This is a genomic window from Flavobacterium polysaccharolyticum (assembly GCF_038739875.1).
GTDB classification, from domain to species: Bacteria; Bacteroidota; Bacteroidia; order Flavobacteriales; family Flavobacteriaceae; genus Flavobacterium; species Flavobacterium polysaccharolyticum.
Genome location: NZ_JBCGDP010000004.1, coordinates 196,917 through 217,352, shown reverse-complemented (window position 1 = coordinate 217,352; position 20,436 = coordinate 196,917). Strand labels below are relative to the sequence as shown.

Genomic DNA, 20,436 nt, shown 5'->3' with positions numbered 1-20,436 from the left:
AATAAAATTTTTATATTGACTATACCAATTTCAAGCCAAAAAGCACCAACCCTTATAAATAAAGGGATTGGTGCTTTTTAGCTTGTTCTTTTTTTCCAAAAATTGGAATATTATTCCAATAGAATTACTGTTTTAATTCATTTTCTTGGAGCTGTGTGATGGCTTGTGTTAAAACGAGTTTTATGTTATAAAGTAAAGTCGTTACTTCCTTTAGGTTTGATTTTGTCTTAATTGATTTTTCTAGTGTTGTAATATTTGTTAAGGCACTGTTTATTCCTAGACTTTCTACACTTGGTTTTAGTTTGTGTATCAAGCGATTGATGTTCGTAAAGTTGTTTTCTTGTAGTGAGATATCCAGATCTATCAAAATTTGAGAAGTTTGCTCCACAAATATGAGTATCATTTTTTGGACAAAATCTTCATTTCCTCTACTCAAGTTTCTCAATACAGTTAGGTTATAAATGTTAGGAACGCGGTCTGTTGTTTTTAAAGAAAGACTATTTTTTGGACGGTTTACAGTGAGTTTAGCAATAGTTTCTACCAATAAAAATTCATCAAATGGTTTGGTTACATAGTCATCCATGCCCGCATTTTTGCAGTTTTCAATTTCTGATTTGAAGGCATTTGCGGTCAAAGCGATAATAGGTGTATTGAGTTTGAATTCGTTTCGTATAATTTTCGTAGCTTCAATTCCGTCCATTTCTGGCATTTGTATATCCATTAAGATAATATCAAAAGTTTGATGTTTTAAAAGTTCAAGTGCTTCAATTCCGTTTTCGGCTTCGGTTACAGAACAATTAAAATAATACATAGAATTTTGAATCACCATGCGGTTCATTTTGTTGTCTTCTACCAATAAAATCGAAAGTCCCGAGATATTTACATTGACTTCCTTATGGTATTCTTTTACTTTGTCTGGATTTCCTTTTTCTAATGCTAGTGTAATAAAAAAAGTGGTACCTGCACCTTTTTCGCTTTCTATTTTTATATCGCCATGCATTAATGTAACCAATTCTTTGGTTATAGCCATTCCTAAACCAGTTCCGCCAAACTTTCTAGTGATGGCTTTGTCTTCTTGGGAGAATTTTCTAAAGATGGTTTCGATGTAGTTTTGATCCATCCCAATTCCGGTGTCGGTAACTTTGATTTGAATTTTTTGAAAATTAGCTAGATCAGCTATGACTTCGCATTTCAAATCTATTCTTCCATTTTGGGTGAATTTTATTGAATTTCCGACTAAGTTAAATAGAATTTGTTCTATGCGTAACGAATCAGCTTTTAACACTGGATGAACTTTTGTATCAATACTAGCCGAAAGTTTTAATCCTTTTTGTTCGGCTAAAGGATGTAATACTTTGATAACTTTGTCTATCGATTCTTCAAAAACAAAATCTTCATTTTCGAGTTCCATTTCGCCGGCTTCTATTTTAGAAATGTCTAAAATGTTATTTAGTATAGCTAGTAAATGTCTAGAAGCAATCGTGCTATTGTCAATGTATTTTTTTTGTAAATCGCTAAGTTCTTGCTTGCCCAACTCTCTCAAGAACCCAATAATAGCGTTGAGTGGTGTTCGAATTTCATGACTCATATTGGCTAAGAATACTTCTTTGGCTTTAGATGCTTCTTCCGCTTTCTGTTTTTGTTCATTCAGTTCGATCTCGAGTTGTTTTTGATCCGTTATATCGAGATGAATTCCCACTGAACCTACCAAATTTCCTTGATCATCATAATTAGGAGCACCGCTTATGGCCCACCATTTGAGTTCGCCTCTTTTGTCTTTTATAGGGATTTGATATACATCCGAAATGCCTTGTGTACGTAATTCTTTTTTATGTTGCATTTTGTCGAAATACTCACCAAATACAAAAATTTCCGACGGATTTTTGCCTATCAAATCCTCAATATCATAGCCAGACATTTCTGCAAAACTATGATTCACAAACTGAATAATTTCTTCATTATCAACTTCTATGAGTCCAAGGTTCATGTTAGAGATAATGTTGCGGTATTTTTCTTCTTGGTATTTTAGTTTATTCTCTGCTTTTTTTCTTTCAGAAATATCTTGAATGAAGGAGCAAAAAAAGGATTCCCCATTTAATTTTAAAGGAATAATGGCGATTTCTACTGGGAACTCTTTTCCTTCTCGGTTAACGGCAGGGAGTTCAATGTTTTTATTCAATGCGGGGCCTTCTCCAGTGGCTAAATAATGTTTCATGCCATTATTATGCCCTTGGTGATGTTGCTTAGGAATGATAGTTTCGGTTAGGGGTTTGCCCATTACTTCTTCTTTTTTCCAACCAAAAATAACCTCCGCTTGGTTGTTCCAAAACGTTATTTTCCCTTTTTGATCAATATTGATAATCGCATTCAATGAGGCATTCATGATGTTTCGGTTGCGTTCTTCACTTTGTTCCAAAAGTATTTGGTTGTGAATGCGCTCCGTAACATCGGTATATTTCCAGAGATGTCCTTTGTATTCTTGTGCGATGATAATAGGAATGTAGTCTCTTTCGTAAAATAAGTTGGTTTTGGTTTCAATCAATTCTCGAACCACAATTTTTTTTGCTGTAATAATTTCATTTACCCGTTCTACAAATTCTTCTTCATTTTTAAAAAGGAGTTTGGTATTACTGATTAGTTCTCTGCAGTCTCTTCCAATCATTTCGTTTGGCGAAAGGGTAATGTTGCGCATGTCACAAAAAAGCTGATTGGTAAACACAATTTTACGATCCATATCTTCGACCATAATACCCGATTGAAGGTTGGCCAAGAGCGTTTTTAGTAAAACTAAATTTTCTGAAAGTTGGTTTTCGGCTTCTTTTCTTTTGGAAATATCTTGTAAAAAAGCACAAAAGAAGGTTTCACCATTTTGAGTAATTGGGATGATGGATATTTCAGCTAAGAATTCGTCTCCTGATTTTTTAACCCCAATAAGTTCAACATTTTTATTCAAAAATTCGTTATATCCTTCTGTTAAATATTGATAAATAGAATGTTCCCATTGTGTTTTGTTGCGCTCAGGAATCATGAATTCAGTAAAAATTTTGCCTAATACTTCTTTGGCTTCATAACCAAAAATTGCCCGAGCCTGTTCGTTCCAAAATGTTATTTTGCCGGTATGATCTACAGTAATGATTGCATTCAAAGAAGAATTCATTACAATTCGACTACGCTCCTCGCTTTGTTCTAATAAAATTTGATTTTCTATACGTTGGGTCACATTGGTATATTTCCAGAGGTGTCCTTTGTACTCATTGGCGATGAATATGGGGATATAATCGCGCTCAAAGAAACGACCGTCGACCATTTCTAAAAGTTCATTGGTCACTACTTCTCTTTTCGAGAGTGTTGTTACAATTCCTTCGCTAAACGAGTCTGGATCTTTAAACAAATGTTTCGATTGTTCTGCAGAGTTCGTGCAATCTATACCAACCATATCGTCAGGGCTTACTGGTATCGAAAATATTTTGCAAAATAGATGATTGGTAAAAAGAATCGTTCTGTTTTCATCTTCAACCAAAATTCCAGATCGGAGGTTGGCTAAAAGTGTTTTTAAGAGTTCAACAGTTCTCAAAAGGTCTTTTTCAGTATTCTTTCTATTTTCTATTTGCTGATTTAAGTATTTTGAAATGAATAAAATATCATCCACAGCATCATCTGCTTTAATACTCTTATAATCGTCTTCTAGAGCTTCTAAACTATCATATAAATTGGAAATAGATTGCTGCTTAAGTTCATACTCTTTTTTGAGATTTTGATGAATTTCATTGTATTCTTTTTCGCTTTCTATAAAAGAGTGATTCATTAAATCTCTGTCCCTTTCATAGGAGGCATATGACTCGTTTACAGCATTCAAAAAGGTCACCATTGATGGATTTTGTATGCAATCAGGAGAAAGATGTTTATTAATTTGCTTTTGTAAAAGTTTATGAAAAGTAGTCATAAATCAGAGTTCATTTAAACAAGTGATGGTCATGGTTTGGTTGTGTAATTCACAACCCGAAAAAGGGCGAAGTGGTGAAATTTCTCCATAGGAGTAAAAGCCCGTTAGTAAAGTGGTGTTATTGAAAATATCAGAAACAGCTTCTACTTCTTCGTCAATTCTATTGTTAAGGATTACTTTTCTTCCTACGCAACTTATTAATAAAGCCACTTTGGGTGACATAGTATTCATTCGTAAGCAATGATTAGCCGCATCGCTAGCTGCGTCGATGAGTTTGTCAAAATTGGCTTTCATGAAACGTACTTTGCTGCCAAGAGGTAAATCTCCAGCAAAAGTCATTGATTGGTTTTGTTCATCTATAGACAAAATGGTGCGTACAATGACATCTTCTTTATCGTTTAGCTTTATCGAAAGAGGGAATAATAAGGCAGAGCCAGGTAATTCTTGAGCGTATTTTCCTAAGTAGTTTTTGTATAGCTCTAATGCGCTTTTATTGTCAATTTCATAAAGAATGTTTTTGTCTGATTTGGTTACGGTACGCTCCAATCCAAAGCTTTCCCACCCACCAATCGAACCATGCGATACTTGTAGTTTCTCGCCATAAAAACCTATGGCTGCGATTTTGCCTGAAGTGGGTACTTGATTTAATCCTACATAGGTCTTTTCGAATTTAGAACCGTCCCCAGCCAATCCTCCAGTAACTAGAATTTTACTTTCGGTAGCTTCATTAATGCCTTTTACCAGCTCGCTTCCGTTTACTTTTCCACCATCTGAGAGTACAAAGATTAGTTTAAGTTCTGCTTTTGGGAGTTGTGCTACTAGTGCTTTTCCAGCATCAAAACTGCTAGTATAATCTTCAATATTTACCTCAGAGGTGTTGATTTTTGTATCGTCAAACTGCATAGCAACCAGCGAAATCGTGTTGTCAAGAACTTCTTTGTCAAAAATTTCACCCGCTGACGAGGCCATGGCTAGAACAGCGTTGGGAAATTTTTCCCTAATGGCATTGTAATGAGATTGATCCGCAACTAAGTCTCTGGCACCAAAACCAATAACTAAATTTGTCTTTTCTACAGACAGTTGTTCATTGTTGATTTCTTTTGTAAAATCTTGATTTTCGTACAAAAAGGATGCTACTTTCATGATTAGTTATTTTTTTAGTTCAACGGTTTGTAAAAGATTATAAATAGTAGATTTTCCGATGTCTAATTTTTTGGCGGTTTTGAGGACATCATTATTGTTTTTTTTCAAAAAATGAAGAATAATTTCTTCCGTGTATTGCTTTAATGTTTTCTCTTGAGAGAGGAACATATCATTCGAGTTGATACTAATAAAACTCAAATCATCATCAGAAATTTCATTTCCGTCACACATTACGCAAGCCAAATCGATTACCGATTTTAGCTCTCGAATATTACCAGGGAAAGCGTATTCCAAGAGTTTATCTTTGGCATTTTTAGTTAAAGAAAGAGACGACATTTTGTTTTCTTTCACAAATAAATCAATAAAATGTTTGGCGAGAAGCAAGGTATCGTTCTCTCGTTCTCTTAGCGGTGGAAGTTCTATAGGCAATCCGATAATTCGATAGTAGAGATCTTCTCTGAAATTCCCTTTTTTTACTTCTTGTGCCAAGTCTCTATGAGTAGCAATAATGAGTCGTGCATTGAATTTTATTTTGGTAGTACCACCAAGCCGAACGACTTCTCTTTCTTGTAGAACACGTAGAAGCTTGCTTTGTAGGTTTAAATCCAATTCGGCTATTTCATCAAGAAAAATAGTACCGCCGTCGGCTTGTTCAAATTTTCCAATCTTTCTTTCATTTGCACCAGTGAAGGCTCCTTTTTCATGACCAAAAAATTCGCTTTCTACTAACTCTCGTGGAATAGCAGCCATGTTTACGGCAATAAAAGGTTTGTTTTTTCGATCAGAATTATAGTGTATGGCGTTGGCTACGACTTCTTTTCCAGTTCCAGTTTCGCCTGTAATAGAAACGTTGATGTTGTTGTTTAGGGCCTTATTTATTTTAGCAAATACATTTTTTATAGCACTACTTTGACCAATAATAGTTTTCTCGAAACTGAATTTTTGTTCAAGCTTTTCTTTTAAGATTTCAACTTCTTGAACAAGATTGCGGTTTTCTTTTATTTTTAGAATAGAATTCCACAGCAAATCTTTGGTATGATTACTTTTTACTATATAGTCCGTAGCACCAGATTTTAAAAAATCAACAGCTACCTCAATATCTTCTTGTCCACTAATAATTATTATTGGAATACTGTTGTTGATTTCTTTTATTTTTTTAAGTAATATATCACCTGTAATATCCGGAAGACCAAAATCCAGACAAATAATAGCTGGTTTTAGGTGTAAATTGTTAAGGCATTCTTTGCCTGACCCATATAAAAAAACATTGAAATCAGGATTTAACTTTAGATGGTATTTTAAAGTTTCTCCAAAGAAAGGGTCGTCTTCTACGATGAAAATTTTTAATTCTTCCATGTCTTTTAAGGATAATTACCGTCTAAATTAGTAAAAATTAACATATTATGGTGTTTTTTTTTGTAAGATTATTTTTTGACACCAGCAATTGTTTTTAAAAAATCTTTCAACTACTTTTAATAATTATTATATTTTAGTGAAGTAATGGTTTGGGATAATCAAGAATCCAATTAAGGCATTACTTTTGTTAAGGTATTTTAGTGATACCCCTAAATAAGGTTTTGATAAACAAAGAAATAATTATTCTAGTAACATTGTATTATAATGAAAGAACAAATCAAAAAATTTTTGAACGAAGAACAAGATCCAAAAGCTATCGAAAAAGTAACGGCAAAGTTGAATGATATTTTGATGACAAACGAAGAGGTAGGCTATATTGCTGTGCAAAAGAAACCAGCTTTAACCGTTTTGCCTGATAGTATCGTTTTGACTAATAAAAGAATCATCATTTGCCAACCCAAAAACTTAGGACTTTCGATGCATTTTATTGATTACACTTGGGATGAGATAGATGGGGCTTTTGTAAAAGAGAATATTTTAGGTTCAGAGTTTACTTTTTCCACCAAAACAGAATTGCAAGTAACAATCGATTATATTCCAAAAATTCAGGCACGCAAAATTTATACTTACGCCAAAGAACAATTGGATAGTTTGAAAAATGGAGCAGCCACTCCTATTGTCGATGCAGTCATTGCTCCCGAAGCTGAAATTATTGAAGAAGTAGAAACTGAGGAAGTAACTAATTTTGCTGAGATTATGCCAGCAACAACCACTATCGAGGCTAGTTTTGTAACCGAATCAGAGCCTGTTACTAATGCAGGCTTGAATCAAGACGAATTGTTTGCGAAATTACAGAATTATAAAAAATTATTAGACAACGGTTTGATTTTGCAAGGCGAGTACGATGCTTTCAAGAAAGAAATTTTGAGTCAGATGTAATTAAAGTTTTATATTATTCCCACAAAAAAACATCCGTAAGGATGTTTTTTTGTGGGAATATATCTGATTATAAAGTACTTTTTTGTTTTTCTACAAAAGTATTCGATTGTAATTCCAGTAGATCTGTTGCGTTTTTTCGTTGCAACTCATATAATTTTTTATCTTCTGCAATATCCGCATACACTTTGTCGTGCATACTGGCGCTGGTTTGTACCAAAAGAGTGCGTTGGTATTTGTCTTGTTCTATTGTCGCTTTCAGCGCTGTTTCGAGCTCTTCTAGTTTATAATCATATTCGCCTTTGGGAGATAATAATTTGGCAATAATAGGCGAAGTTTCTATGGCTAAAAACAGCAACATAATGAAAAAAGAAGGCAACCAAGGCAAACTATTCAAAGCATTGATTCTCGCCATTAGCCCATCAAAACCATCAATAATAGGTTGGGTTTGAGTCACCTTTTTGTCTAAATCGGCTTCCAATTTTTTGTTTTCTTTTTCTAGCACCGCAATTTTAGCCAAATTGGTTTTTTGTAAGGTATCCAATTCTTTTTTAGACAAATCATGTTTGGTAATTTTTTCTTTAAACACGGGGCCTTTGCCTAGTTTTTTGGTGCCTGCTGTTCCTTCGGCTTCAGCAATATAGGTTTCATAAAGCGTATTGACTTCTTTTTCTTTCTTACTGATTTCGGTTTTCAAATTGGTAATCTCGGCTTTGTTTTTATCCAAATCGGTTTTGAAATAATCAGCGACTTCTTTTTTGTTTTTCAGAGCCATCGCATTTTTCTCTTTTAAAAGGACCGTGTTGATTTCTTTTTCAAAGATTTTAATTTCTAAAGGTTTTGAAATTACAATTGCAATGATAATTGCTAATAAAATACGAGGAGTGGCTTGCAAAAATTCGGCACTAAGTTGGTCTCTTTTTCTGATGGTCGATACTATAAAACGATCTAAGTTAAAAATAAGTAAACTCCAAACTACCCCAAAAACGATTGCTGGATATACATTATCGAAAACAGTAAATAGGGCATAGGCACTCGCCAAAAAAGCCATCACAGCAGTAAAAAAAACGGTGGCTCCAATACCCACAAATTTGGTTTTTTCACCTTGGGAGCAACCTTCTAGTAGGTTTTTGTCAGCTCCTGAACATAAAATAAAAAAGGATTGTAACATGATTGATTGATTTTTTGATTGATGAATACAAATTTAACGCCAAAAATGATTCAAACGATAAAATACTGATTGTATTTTAGTTACAACAGGGTTTTTTTGGGCATTTTACGTGGATGTTATGGCTATGTTGCAACTAGGTTATAGTTATGTTAGAGTTTTGTTACGAATATCACTTCGTATGATTGATTCATAACAAATTGTTAAAACCTACGTAAAATTGTATTAAATAGAACAGTCTAGTTTTGCATTTTAACCATTAAATACTTGTATGAAAACAAAATTACTGTTGCTGTTTTTATTTACTTTTCTATTTTCTCAGGCTCAAAAGGGTGTGATTTCTGGGAAAGTGATTGATGTTGATGATAAGTTGCCTTTGCCCGGAGCATTGGTACAAATAGTTGGTATGAATAAATATGCGGTTACTGATTATACCGGGCGTTATGAATTTTTGAATTTATCCCCAGGAGATTATTCTTTGCAAATAAAATACATGGGATATGCTTCTATCACTAACGAAGTACAAGTTAACGAAGGAAAAAATGCAGTTATTGATTTTAGTTTAAAAGCTGCAGGAACAGAATTGAATGAAGTAGTGGTTGGGGATATCTTAAAAGGACAAGCAAAGGCTTTAAACCAACAAAAGAATAATAAAAACATTGGTAACATAATTTCCTCTGACCAAGTAGGTCGTTTTCCAGATGCGAATATTGGAGATGCCTTAAAAAGAGTTTCAGGTGTGACAATGCAGTATGATCAAGGAGAGGCAAGAAATATCATCATTAGAGGTTTGGCCCCTTCTTTGAACTCAGTTAGTTTGAATGGTGACAGGATTCCTTCTGCCGAAGGAGACAATCGTAATGTTCAAATGGATTTAATTCCATCGGATATGATTTCTACTATCGAGGTAAACAAAACCCTTACTTCTGATATGGATGCTGATGCTATTGGTGGTTCTGTAAATTTAATTACGAGAGCAACGCCAAACAAAGAGCGTATTTCTGCGACATTGGCGGGTGGTTATTTGCCTATTCGTGAAAAAGGTAGTTACACTGCTGGTTTTGTATATGGTAATCGTTTTTTGGATTCCAAACTTGGAGCAGTTTTAAGTGCTTCGTATAATAATGTGGATTATGGATCTGATAATATCGAAAACGAATGGGTTAAAGATGAATTTGGTAATGAATTTCTTCAAGCTGCTGAAATTAGAAAATATGATGTGCAAAGAATTAGAAGAAGTTCTTCTTTGGCTTTAGACTATAAGTTTGATGATAACAACTCTATTTTTGCTAATGCCATTTACAATTGGAGAGATGATAAAGAAAATAGATTTAGAACGACTTATGATGATATTGAAGCGGTTTATGATGCTGTTGATGCCCAAAAAGTTATCGGTTTTGAAGGAAGGGTAAGACGCCAAACCAAAGGTGGAGTTGACAATAGTAGAAATGATAACCGAAGACTAGAGGATCAACGCGTTCAAAACTATTCTTTACGAGGTGAGCATTTAATTAAATCTTCGCTTGATTTAGATTGGTCTGCCAATTACTCTAAAGCAAGAGAATACCGTCCAGGGGAGCGATATATTGAGTATCGCCAAAAAGGGGTTGATATGGCTCAAGATTTTTCTGAAAGCAAATTTCCATTATTGACTACTTCAGGTGAATCTATTGATCAATTTAAATTTGATTCGGTTACGGAAAATACAGACGATACAAGCGAAAGTGAGTTTGGAGCAAAAGTTAATATTCGTGTACCGTTTACTGTAGTTCCTTCTCAAAAAGGAAGACTTAGAGCAGGTTTAAGATTAAGAATAAAAGAGAAATCAAGAGACAATAAGTTTTTCGCTTACGAGCCAGTGAATAGTGGCATGGAACTTTTGACTGATGTTAACACGGTTACTTTTGATGGAAAAGGATTCAATCCGGGTGCCAAATACATCCCAGGAACATTTGTTTCAGCTGCTTACTTAGGAAAATTAGATTTGAACAATGCTTCATTATTTGATAAAGAAGAAGATCCAGCAGAATTTTTGACAGTAAATTACAACGCCAAAGAAAAGATATATGCTACTTACTTAAGATGGGATCAGGATTTTAATGATAAACTTTCGATGGTTCTTGGATTTCGTGTAGAAAACACTAAAATTGATTATACAGGAAACCGAGTATTGGACGAAGAAACTTTAGAAGGACAAATTAACAATACTAATTCGTATACTAATCTTTTGCCTAGTTTAACCTTGCAATACAAAGCCAACAAAGATTTGGTAATTAGAGCGGCCGCTACTACTGCTTTGGCAAGACCTGATTATTATGCTTTAGCGCCTTATGTAAATAATATTGCTGCTGATAGAGAAATTGCTGCAGGAAATCCAAACTTGGATGTAACCTTTTCTAATAATTATGATTTGATGGTAGAAAATTACTTCAAATCTGTCGGAATCATTTCTGGAGGTGTTTTTTATAAAAAGTTAGATGATTTCATTTATAATTTTAGTGATAATCAATATACCACCGAGAAGTTTGCAAAAGATTTTCCAGGACAGGTAAATCCAATTCCAACAGGTGAAAATTGGTCATTTATTCAGCCAAAAAATGGAGACAAAGTAAACGTTTTTGGTTTTGAAGTAGCATTTCAACGTCAGCTAGACTTTTTACCTGGTGATTTCTTGAAAGGATTTGGTATCTACTTGAATTACACTTATACCAATTCAGAAGCCAAAGGAATTGCAGATGAAGATGGAAATGAACGTAAAAATATCAGTTTACCAGGAACTGCACCTCATATGTTTAACGGTTCTTTGTCTTGGGAAAACAAACGTTTTTCGGCTAGAATTTCTACTAATTTCACCTCAGATTATTTAGACGAGTTAGGTTCTGAGGCATACAATGATAGTTATTATGACAAACAGTTCTTCTTAGATGCTAATGCCTCATTTAAGATAACATCAAAATTGCGAATTTTTGCAGAAGCGAATAATTTAACCAACCAACCATTGCGTTATTATCAAGGTGTGGTTGCGAATACTAAACAAGTTGAGTACTACCAAGCTCGATATAATTTCGGCTTGAAGTTTGACTTGTAGTTTGTTGTCAATAGGTGTTTTGTTAGACAAACAGGAAGTATTTCCTGTTTGTTTTTTTAATTTATCTCCTATTTTTGAGCATTATTATTAATATCCGATGTATATGATTGGTTGATTAGGATTAAATTGAAGTAGGATAAGTTTTTTTGTTTTATCTAAAGTTTATTTTAAGTTTTGTTAGTGCAAATTAGATTTAGATACTTTCTTTAGAGATTAGCTAATATTGATAAAAAAAATATAAAATGAATAAATATAGTAGTTTGATAGTTGTTGCGGTTTTTGCAACTTCTTGTTCCAGTTCATTAGCTCCTTTGCGAAAAGATGGGCTAAAACCAACAGTAGTAACCGAAACTGTTTTGCATGATACCGATGATCCAGCCATTTGGATTCATCCAACAAACCCTCAAGAAAGTCTTGTTATTGGTACAGATAAAGATACTGATGGTGGTTTGTATGTGTTTAATTTACAAGGCAAAATCATAAAAAAATCAGAAACCATCAAGAGACCTAATAATGTGGATATTGCTTATGGTTTACAGATTGATGGTGTACTTACTGACATAGCAGTTACAACAGAACGCGAAACGAATAAAATTCGCATTTTTAGTCTGCCTGACTTGAAGCCTTTGGATAACGGTGGTATTCCTGTTTTTGAAGGGGAATTGGAAAGAGATCCAATGGGAATTGCGATCTATACACGTCCATCAGATAAAGCTGTTTTTGCCATTGTAGGGAGAAAATCTGGGACTTCAGGTTCTTATTTATGGCAATATGAATTGAAAGGTACTTCGAATGCTAAAGTAGAAGCTACATTGGTACGTAAATTTGGTGCCTACAGTGGAAAAAAAGAAATCGAAGCTATTGCAGTTGATAACGAATTGGGAGCAGTTTATTATTGCGACGAGCAATTTGGAATTCGAAAATACAAAGCCGATCCTTCTTTAAATGACAATCAAGAATTAGCGTTGTTTGGACAAAAAGATTTTAAATCCGATCATGAGGGAATGGCTATTTATAAATCTTCTGCTACTACGGGATACATTTTGGTTTCTAATCAGCAGGCCAATTCTTTTATGGTGTATCCAAGAGAAGGAAGTAATGGCAATCCTAATGAGTATCAACTATTAGCAGAAATACCTGTTTCTACCATAGAATGCGATGGTGCCGATGTTACGGCTATTAATCTCGGTAAACCTTTCGATAAAGGATTATTTGTAGCCATGAGTAACGGAAAAACGTTTCATTTCTACGATTGGAAAATCATTCAAGAAGCTATTGATAAGAATAAAAAATAGAAGGCTGTGTTTGTAATAAAAAAAGAGCTGTTCCGCAAAGAACAGCTCTTTTTAGTTTTGGTTAGTTTATTTTGGTTTAGTTTTGGTAATTTTTATGCTTTTGGAGCACCAGCCAAAATTTCTTCGTTGGCAAATTCTTCAAATTTCTCAAAGTTTGCTTTGAATTTTTGAGCTAGTTCTACCGCTTTTACGTCATATAGCGCTTTGTCTTCCCAAGTATTTCTAGGATTTAAAATTTCGGCTGGAACATTTGGACATTCTTGTGGTATCGCAATTCCAAATACGTCATGATTTACAAACGGAACCGCATCCAATTCTGCATTTAATGCTGCTGTAATCATAGCACGAGTGTATTTCAATTTCATTCGGCTTCCTGTTCCATAGGCACCACCTGTCCATCCTGTGTTGATCAACCATACGGTAACATTGGCGTCTTTCATTTTTTTGCTTAACATCTCAGCGTATTTAGTAGGATGTAATGGCATGAATGGAGCACCAAAACAAGCTGAGAAATTAGGCTGTGGTTCTGTCACTCCTGCTTCAGTTCCAGCTACTTTTGCAGTATAACCAGATATAAAGTGATAAGCTGCTTGACCAGGAGTAAGTTTTGATATTGGAGGAATAATTCCAAAAGAATCAGCTGTCAAAAAGAATATATTCTTTGGGTTTTCACCAATAGACCCTGGTTGAATATTGTCGATATGCGTAATAGGATAGCTTACTCGAGTGTTTTGAGTAATAGATACATCATCAAAATCTACTTCGTTAGTACCTGCTTTAAACACAACATTCTCTAAAATAGCTCCTCTTGTGATGGCTCTAAAAATATCTGGTTCATTTTCTTCTGACAAGTTGATGACTTTTGCATAACAACCTCCTTCAAAGTTGAATACAGTATTTTCGTTTGTCCAACCATGTTCGTCATCACCAATTAGTTTTCTTTCTGGATCGGCAGATAAAGTTGTTTTTCCTGTTCCTGAAAGACCAAAGAAGATAGCAGTATCTCCATTTTTGCCCACATTGGCACTACAGTGCATAGGTAAAGTGTTTTTGTAAACAGGTAAGATAAAGTTTAATGCAGAGAAAATTCCTTTTTTCATTTCTCCTGTATACCCTGTACCTCCAATAAGTGCAATTTTTTTAGTAAAATCTAAAATAGCAAAATTACTCTGACGTGTTCCGTCTATCGCTGGATCTGCATCAAAGCTTGGTGCACAAATCACGGTCCATTCAGGAGTAAAGTTCACTAATTCTTGTTCGGTTGGTCTCAAAAACATATTGTAGCAAAATAGATTTGCCCAAGGCGTTTCGGTTACTACTCGTACATTCAATTTATAATTAGCATCGGCACATACATAAGCATCTCTTACAAAAACTTCTTTGTTAGACAAGTGAGTCGTTACTTTTTGGTATAAAGCATCAAATGCTGCTGGTTCGAATGGGATATTAACTTTTCCCCACCATACTTTGTCTTCTGTAATGCTGTCTTTTACGATAAAGCGGTCTTGTGGTGAGCGACCTGTAAAACTTCCCGTGTTGATGGCTAAGGCTCCAGTAGAGTTTTCTATTCCTTGACCAGAAGTAATGGTTAAATCGTGTAATTCATCTGGAGTTAATTGATACTGAATTTTGGCATTCTCAATTCCTAATTTTTCTAACGAAATCGATTTCGTAAAAAGGGTGTTAGTGTCCATAAAATTGATGTTGGTTTTTATTTGTTTCGATGTAAAAGTATAGATTAATTTTAAATAGCTTTTTTTGTTTTAAATTTTCCTTTTATTGTTTTTTAAAAAGTCAAATAGTAAAACGACCCAAGCTGAAATCAGAAGGACTCCTCCGATGGGAGTAATAAAGCCAATTTTTTTAAAATCGAAGGATGTTAAAGAGTTTGTCGCTAATAAATAGATTGAGCCCGAAAATAAAAGTACTCCAGATAGCGTAAGATAATAAATGATTTTTTGTGACTTTATAGACAAGCAAGAGCTTAGACCAATAAATAAAAGAAATAAAGCATGATACATTTGGTAGCGAACACCTGTTTCGAAGGTAACGAGTTCTTCAGTTGAAAGTACTTTTTTTAAGGCGTGTGCACCAAAGGCTCCTAAAATGATGGCTATCATTCCTAAAAGGGCAGCAGTCGAAATTACTTTTTTGCTCATAGTTCCTATTTAGAATCTACTGCAAAAGTATTTATTACATTTCAAACAAAAAGGGTTATTTCTGTTTTATTTTTAAATTTTTCATGTTTTAACATAATCTGTTTGTTGTGAATACAACAAAATAGTATGTTTGTGTTAAATAAATATATTTTTATGAGAACTATACTCATTATTGGTGCAGGTAGATCTGCTTCGTCGTTGATTCAATACTTACTTTCTAAGTCAGAAACAGAGCAATTGCATCTTGTTATTGGAGATTTATCGCTAGAATTGGCTCAGAAAAAAACCAACAATCATCCCAATGCGACTCCAATAGCTTTAGATATATTTAATATGCAACAACGACAAGATGCGATTCAAAAAGCCACTATCGTTATCTCTATGTTGCCCGCCCATTTGCATATCGAAGTTGCCAAAGATTGTGTTTTGTTCCAAAAACACATGGTTACCGCATCTTATATTAGCGAGGCGATGCAATCTTTGGATGCAGAAGTCAAAGCCAAAGGATTGATTTTTATGAATGAAATTGGTTTGGATCCTGGAATCGATCATATGAGTGCCATGAAAGTTATTGATGAGATCAAAGAAAAAGGAGGTAAAATGCTTTTATTCGAATCCTTTTGTGGTGGATTAGTCGCACCTGAATCGGATGACAATATTTGGAATTACAAATTTACATGGGCACCAAGAAATGTGGTGTTAGCAGGTCAAGGTGGTGCGGCCAAATTCATTCAAGAAGGCGCTTACAAATACATCCCCTATTGCAATTTGTTTCGTAGAACCGAATTCTTAGAAGTGGAAGGGTACGGCAGATTCGAAGCTTATTCTAATCGAGATTCTTTAAAATATCGTTCAGTTTACGGATTAGATGATGTGCTGACTTTGTATCGCGGAACCATACGTAGAGTTGGTTTTTCCAAGGCATGGAATATGTTTGTGCAATTAGGAATGACCGATGATAGCTATATCATGGAAGGTTCTGAAGAAATGACCTATCGACAGTTTGTGAATTCCTTTTTGCCTTATCATCCCACCGATTCAGTAGAGCTAAAAATGCGACACATTCTCAAAATCGATCAAGACGATATTATGTGGGATAAACTAGTGGAGTTGGATTTATTCAGCCGTATCAAGAAAGTAGGTTTGAAGGATGCAACACCTGCTCAAATTTTAGAAAAAATTCTTTCTGATAGTTGGACTTTACAACCCGAGGATAAAGATATGATTGTGATGTATCATAAATTTGGTTACGAATTGAATGGTATAACTTCTCAAATCGATTCCAAAATGGTGTGTATAGGCGATGACCAAATGTACACGGCTATGGCAAAAACAGTTGGACTTCCCGTTGCAATGGCTGCATTGTTAATTTTAAATGGTAAAATACAAACTAGCGGTGTCCAGCTTCCTATCCAAAAAGAAGTTTACGAACCCATCCTTAACGAATTAGAATTATACGGCGTTGTTTTTAATGAACAAGCCATGCCTTATATGGGCTACAATCCAGATAAAGTTTTCAATTAGTTTTCTTTTTAATTATTTTTTTTGATTTAATTTGTTAACCGCTTCTCTAAACTTGTACTTGAAGAGAAGCGGTTTTTTTTGGAGCAGTAGTATTTTGCTTTTTTGGAAACATCGTCCCGTGATCCGCTATATCTTTTTCTTTTTAAAGAAAAAAGAAAAAGGATGCCGCTTCTCCCGGGGCTAGTAGGAAGCATTATTCTTTCTAGGTTAGAAATTAAATTAGACACCTATATACTTGAGTGTACCAACTCCAAATCAGTACCCAAAACATAGGATTGGTTTTTAAATGATATATATATAATACAAAAATATACATTATGAAGCCACTATCACAACATATTCAAGAAACACTTAATAATGAATCATTAAAAGAAGCTTTCAATGAAAAGCTTGTAGATGAAGAGTTGGATGCTTTAACTCGTACAGCACCTGCAACTAAGGTTGAGAAGAAAGACGGGAAGTCTTTGGTGGATACTGCGGTTGGAGGATAGTTATATATTATAAATTGCCCAACAAAGAACAAATAGATTATGTGTTAATCTGTAATTTTTATCCTTATATTTATTTTTAATTTTATTAATCAAATAACAAGTAAAACTACGTGTTCTATTTAAATTAACTATATGTATATTTACATTTATATGAGACATCGAATGTTCTATTACCATTAATAGTAATTTAATATAATTAAATTGTCAATCAGATCATAAATAAATAACTATTTTGATTGTATAAATCATATATTTGCGCTACATTTATAATGTATTGTGTTATTTTTAAGTACTTTAGGTTAATTAAGTAAAAAAAATGCATGAGTAAAAAATTAAAAATTTTAGATTTAATTGAAGCTTTGTCGGAAATAAGAGAAGGAATTCCTCAATTCTTATTTGCAGACGCAATTCATCCAAACACTATGATCCAAGTTAGAGATGAAATACTTTCCTATAAAAAAGAATTTCCTGATACAAATGAAATAGATTTTATAATTAATTCTCCAGGTGGACAACCTGCAGATGCGTATAGGATTATAAGAACCTTAAGAAATAATTTTGAAACAGTAAATGTAATAGTTCCTTTTTGGGCTAAAAGTGCTGCAACCTTACTTAGTTTAGGTGCTACTAAGATAATAATGGATGAATTTGGAGAATTTGGACCGTTAGATATTCAAATTGCTGTCGAGAGAGATGATAGTCCTGAAATTGATAGAGAAAGTGCGCTAAATGATGAATATTCAGTAAGAAGAATTGAAGCGAGATCACAAGAATTATATTATCAGATGTTTACAAATTTATATTCTAGTAATGACATCAAAATAAATAAAATCGAATTATCAAAACAGCTTTTAGAATATTTAGCTTCTTTTTACAAGCCTTTGTTGAGTCAAATTAATCCTTACCATTTAGGAAGAAAAAAGAGAATGTTGGAAATAGGTCATCATTATGCAGACAGGATACTTTCTACTTATTATCCTACATTGCCAGAAAGAAACAAAACTTATTTAATTGATTATTTAGTAAATGGATGCCCTGATCATGGATATGTTATTGATTATAACTTAATCTCACAGTTTTTAACAAATGTATTAAAATCCAATGAATTAGGCATAGTTTATGAGAGTCTACTAACAGAAATTTCTACAGAATTAATAACGCTTGAAGATTTTACCTTTATAGGTTTTGTAATCAAAGAAGAAAAAGAAAAAGAAGAAGAAGAAAAAATACTACCGATTCCTAAAGAATTATTAAATAACGGATTAGATCATGAAACTGTTGAACAACAGCAATCTAAAGATAAAATAATCTCCAAAAAAGCTACTACTAAAAAAATCAATCACAATGGAAAGAAAAATGATCCCACCAACTGATACCTCTGCTTTAAAAAAAGCTTTGTATGAAGATCCGAATGCTGGCTTCAGAATTAAGATCGAAAATTCTAAAAGACAATTTGAAAAACCAAAAGAAGATAGGTTTAAGAATACATTACCATCTCAACAGAAAAATAATTTATTTTTTTAAAGTAATAAAAATAGCCACTCATTGAGTGGCTATTTTTATTACTATTACAGATTATTTATTGCAATCTAAATTCTATATTTTTTTTGCCCTCTTGTTTATGTTATTCATAATGTAAAATAGCAAGTTTGTCACAAATGAAACTTTTATTTATAAGAGGAAAAACATTCTATACTTTCATTGTTCTGCCTCGTTCTTTTTATTTATTTTTGTATTGTAAAAATATTCGTGCTTAATTACGTTATTGCTAAATCCGAATTACCACTCTGAAGCCCAACGGCTTCTCGATTTAACAAGCAAATAATGTATATGAGGTACGCCGTCATGGCGTGGCTTGTATCATTGCTTGTTTAAGGGTGTGGTAATCCTGGATTTAGTGTGGTGCAATGTCCACGCCTATTTTTTGAACTAAACATTTATAAATCCTAATTACCACACAATGAAAAAGCACTATCAAAAGTACTGCATGCATTTGGCATGCACCATTATTTCAACTTCCTCATTTTTATTTACTACACGGGTATCAGCTCAGGAAAAACTAGCCATCACTCCCGAAATGACAAAACAAATTGTAGAAAAGTATAAAATAGAGCCGTTTAAGATTTACCCGGTTGTAACAAAAAAAATTGAATATTATTCGTATGTTGATGGAGAGATTGCAACAAATGAATATAAAAATGAGTTACGGAAACTTGAACAATACAAACCCGCATTTGATGAATACAACAATGCTTTAAAAGCAAATTTAGAAAAGGAGCAAGCTATCAAAACTATATCACAAAATATTGATACGTTTTTATCTTCTAATGAAAAATATGATGTTAAAGAAAGGTTGCTGATTGATTCTCAAACATTAGCCGACAAATATGATATAAAAGTTGAAGTTGTTGATGACAGGATGAAGCTTAGTAGTTTTATTAATACTCCAACTGCAGGATTTCAGAAACAATCAATGCGATTTATCCATCTTTATGAAAAAGGCAAGCGAGCAAACAAGACTGATTTAAGAGCCTTTAAAACAGAAATTCAAAAAATCAAAATATCGGAGCCTGAGATAACCAATAATTATAGATGGTATTTAGATTCACAAAAAGAATTATCTACAATTCAAAAAACTGAAACGGGAAAGATATTATCAGACAAACTTTCCAAGAAATTAGTATATCTTATTGAAGAAAACTCTGTTGATGTAACAGCTTTATCAGGGGATTTCACAAAATTACCTGACAATTATATGCTTGTTGATAAAGAAGTTGCAAACACATTTATAAAAAACGAACTTATCACAGAAAAACATGATAATTACACTAAATTAAGAGGAAGCTTTGACAGATTTCCGATTATTAAAAAGTTAGATACTGATGAAATGTTTTATGTTATGTCCGATAAATTCATTGGACAATTAGAAATTGTACTTAATGAAATAAAATTTAAAAATCTTGGAAATACAGATGAATATAAAACATGGAAAAGTAAATATTTGAGTTTATTGCAATCAGCACAAACAAATGTAAATTCTTGCAATGCCATCATTAAAAAATATACTTACTTGAATCGTATAGGTCAAAAAAGATATGATTCGGATAAATTCTCGAAACAAGAAAAAGGAAGCTTTAATCAGAATCTGGATTCCTTAAAAGCGAAATTAGAAAAGATTAGAGTGTTAGAAAGTGAACGAGATAATTTATCATTTTATAATGAGAAAGCATCTGATGCAGAAGCTGTCAAGTCTTACAGCATTTCGAATTTTTATAATAGCACGAGTAGATGTTATTAAAACAAAAACTCCCGCTCAATGAGCGGGAGTTTTTG

At 33.4% G+C, this 20,436-nt stretch carries 14 protein-coding genes; 8 read left to right on the top strand and 6 right to left on the bottom strand.

Annotation, left to right across the window (positions count from 1 at the left end):
- Nucleotides 1-124: 124 nt before the first annotated feature.
- From WFZ86_RS05970 to WFZ86_RS05960, 3 genes are read right to left on the bottom strand one after another with little or no spacing between them, the layout of a single operon-like run.
- Nucleotides 125-3,943, bottom strand: coding sequence for a PAS domain S-box protein (locus WFZ86_RS05970; protein ID WP_342691091.1), 3,819 nt, complete (start codon nt 3,941-3,943; stop codon nt 125-127).
- A 3-nt stretch (nt 3,944-3,946) separates the two neighbouring features.
- The gene (locus tag WFZ86_RS05965; protein ID WP_342691090.1) at nt 3,947-5,086 is read right to left on the bottom strand and encodes an FIST signal transduction protein; all 1,140 of its coding nucleotides are present in this window, start codon (nt 5,084-5,086) and stop codon (nt 3,947-3,949) included.
- Between the two features lie 6 nt (nt 5,087-5,092).
- On the bottom strand, nt 5,093-6,442 hold the full coding sequence (locus WFZ86_RS05960) for a sigma-54-dependent transcriptional regulator (RefSeq protein ID WP_342691089.1): 1,350 nt from the start codon (nt 6,440-6,442) through the stop codon (nt 5,093-5,095).
- Between the two features lie 264 nt (nt 6,443-6,706).
- On the opposite strand from WFZ86_RS05960, the gene WFZ86_RS05955 reads away from it, so the two are divergent.
- The gene (locus WFZ86_RS05955) at nt 6,707-7,381 is read left to right on the top strand and encodes a PH domain-containing protein (protein ID WP_342691088.1); all 675 of its coding nucleotides are present in this window, start codon (nt 6,707-6,709) and stop codon (nt 7,379-7,381) included.
- 67 nt (nt 7,382-7,448) lie between these two features.
- On the opposite strand, the gene WFZ86_RS05950 is transcribed toward WFZ86_RS05955, so the two are convergent.
- Nucleotides 7,449-8,549, bottom strand: coding sequence for a DUF4407 domain-containing protein (locus WFZ86_RS05950; protein ID WP_342691087.1), 1,101 nt, complete (start codon nt 8,547-8,549; stop codon nt 7,449-7,451).
- Nucleotides 8,550-8,817: 268 nt separating this feature from the next.
- Here WFZ86_RS05950 and WFZ86_RS05945 point away from each other — a divergent pair, with 268 nt between their 5' ends.
- Together WFZ86_RS05945 and WFZ86_RS05940 are read left to right on the top strand one after the other, a co-directional pair.
- Nucleotides 8,818-11,634 carry a TonB-dependent receptor gene (locus WFZ86_RS05945; protein WP_342691086.1) on the top strand — a complete coding sequence of 939 codons (2,817 nt, stop codon included), beginning with the start codon at nt 8,818-8,820 and terminating at the stop codon, nt 11,632-11,634.
- 242 nt (nt 11,635-11,876) lie between these two features.
- On the top strand, nt 11,877-12,929 hold the full coding sequence (locus WFZ86_RS05940; protein WP_342691085.1) for a phytase: 1,053 nt from the start codon (nt 11,877-11,879) through the stop codon (nt 12,927-12,929).
- A 92-nt stretch (nt 12,930-13,021) separates the two neighbouring features.
- On the opposite strand, the gene pckA is transcribed toward WFZ86_RS05940, so the two are convergent.
- Nucleotides 13,022-14,623, bottom strand: a complete 1,602-nt coding sequence (gene pckA / locus WFZ86_RS05935; protein WP_342691084.1) for a phosphoenolpyruvate carboxykinase (ATP) — start codon at nt 14,621-14,623, stop codon at nt 13,022-13,024.
- A gap of 69 nt (nt 14,624-14,692) precedes the next feature.
- Complete coding sequence (locus tag WFZ86_RS05930; RefSeq protein ID WP_342691083.1) at nt 14,693-15,088, bottom strand: DUF423 domain-containing protein; 396 nt, start codon at nt 15,086-15,088, stop codon at nt 14,693-14,695.
- A gap of 153 nt (nt 15,089-15,241) precedes the next feature.
- Between WFZ86_RS05930 and WFZ86_RS05925 the strand changes: the two genes are divergently transcribed.
- The 5 genes from WFZ86_RS05925 (at nt 15,242) to WFZ86_RS05905 (ending at nt 20,401) form a co-directional block, all read left to right on the top strand.
- Entirely contained in the window at nt 15,242-16,612 is a 1,371-nt protein-coding gene (locus WFZ86_RS05925; RefSeq protein WP_342691082.1) for a saccharopine dehydrogenase family protein, read from the top strand.
- Between the two features lie 317 nt (nt 16,613-16,929).
- Nucleotides 16,930-17,103, top strand: coding sequence for a hypothetical protein (locus WFZ86_RS05920; RefSeq protein ID WP_342691081.1), 174 nt, complete (start codon nt 16,930-16,932; stop codon nt 17,101-17,103).
- A gap of 320 nt (nt 17,104-17,423) precedes the next feature.
- The gene (locus WFZ86_RS05915; protein ID WP_342691080.1) at nt 17,424-18,476 is read left to right on the top strand and encodes an SDH family Clp fold serine proteinase; all 1,053 of its coding nucleotides are present in this window, start codon (nt 17,424-17,426) and stop codon (nt 18,474-18,476) included.
- Entirely contained in the window at nt 18,448-18,627 is a 180-nt protein-coding gene (locus WFZ86_RS05910; RefSeq protein WP_342691079.1) for a hypothetical protein, read from the top strand. The genes WFZ86_RS05915 and WFZ86_RS05910 overlap by 29 nt, the downstream gene beginning before the upstream one ends.
- 436 nt (nt 18,628-19,063) lie before the next feature.
- Entirely contained in the window at nt 19,064-20,401 is a 1,338-nt protein-coding gene (locus WFZ86_RS05905) for a hypothetical protein (RefSeq protein ID WP_342691078.1), read from the top strand.
- Nucleotides 20,402-20,436: the final 35 nt, after the last annotated feature.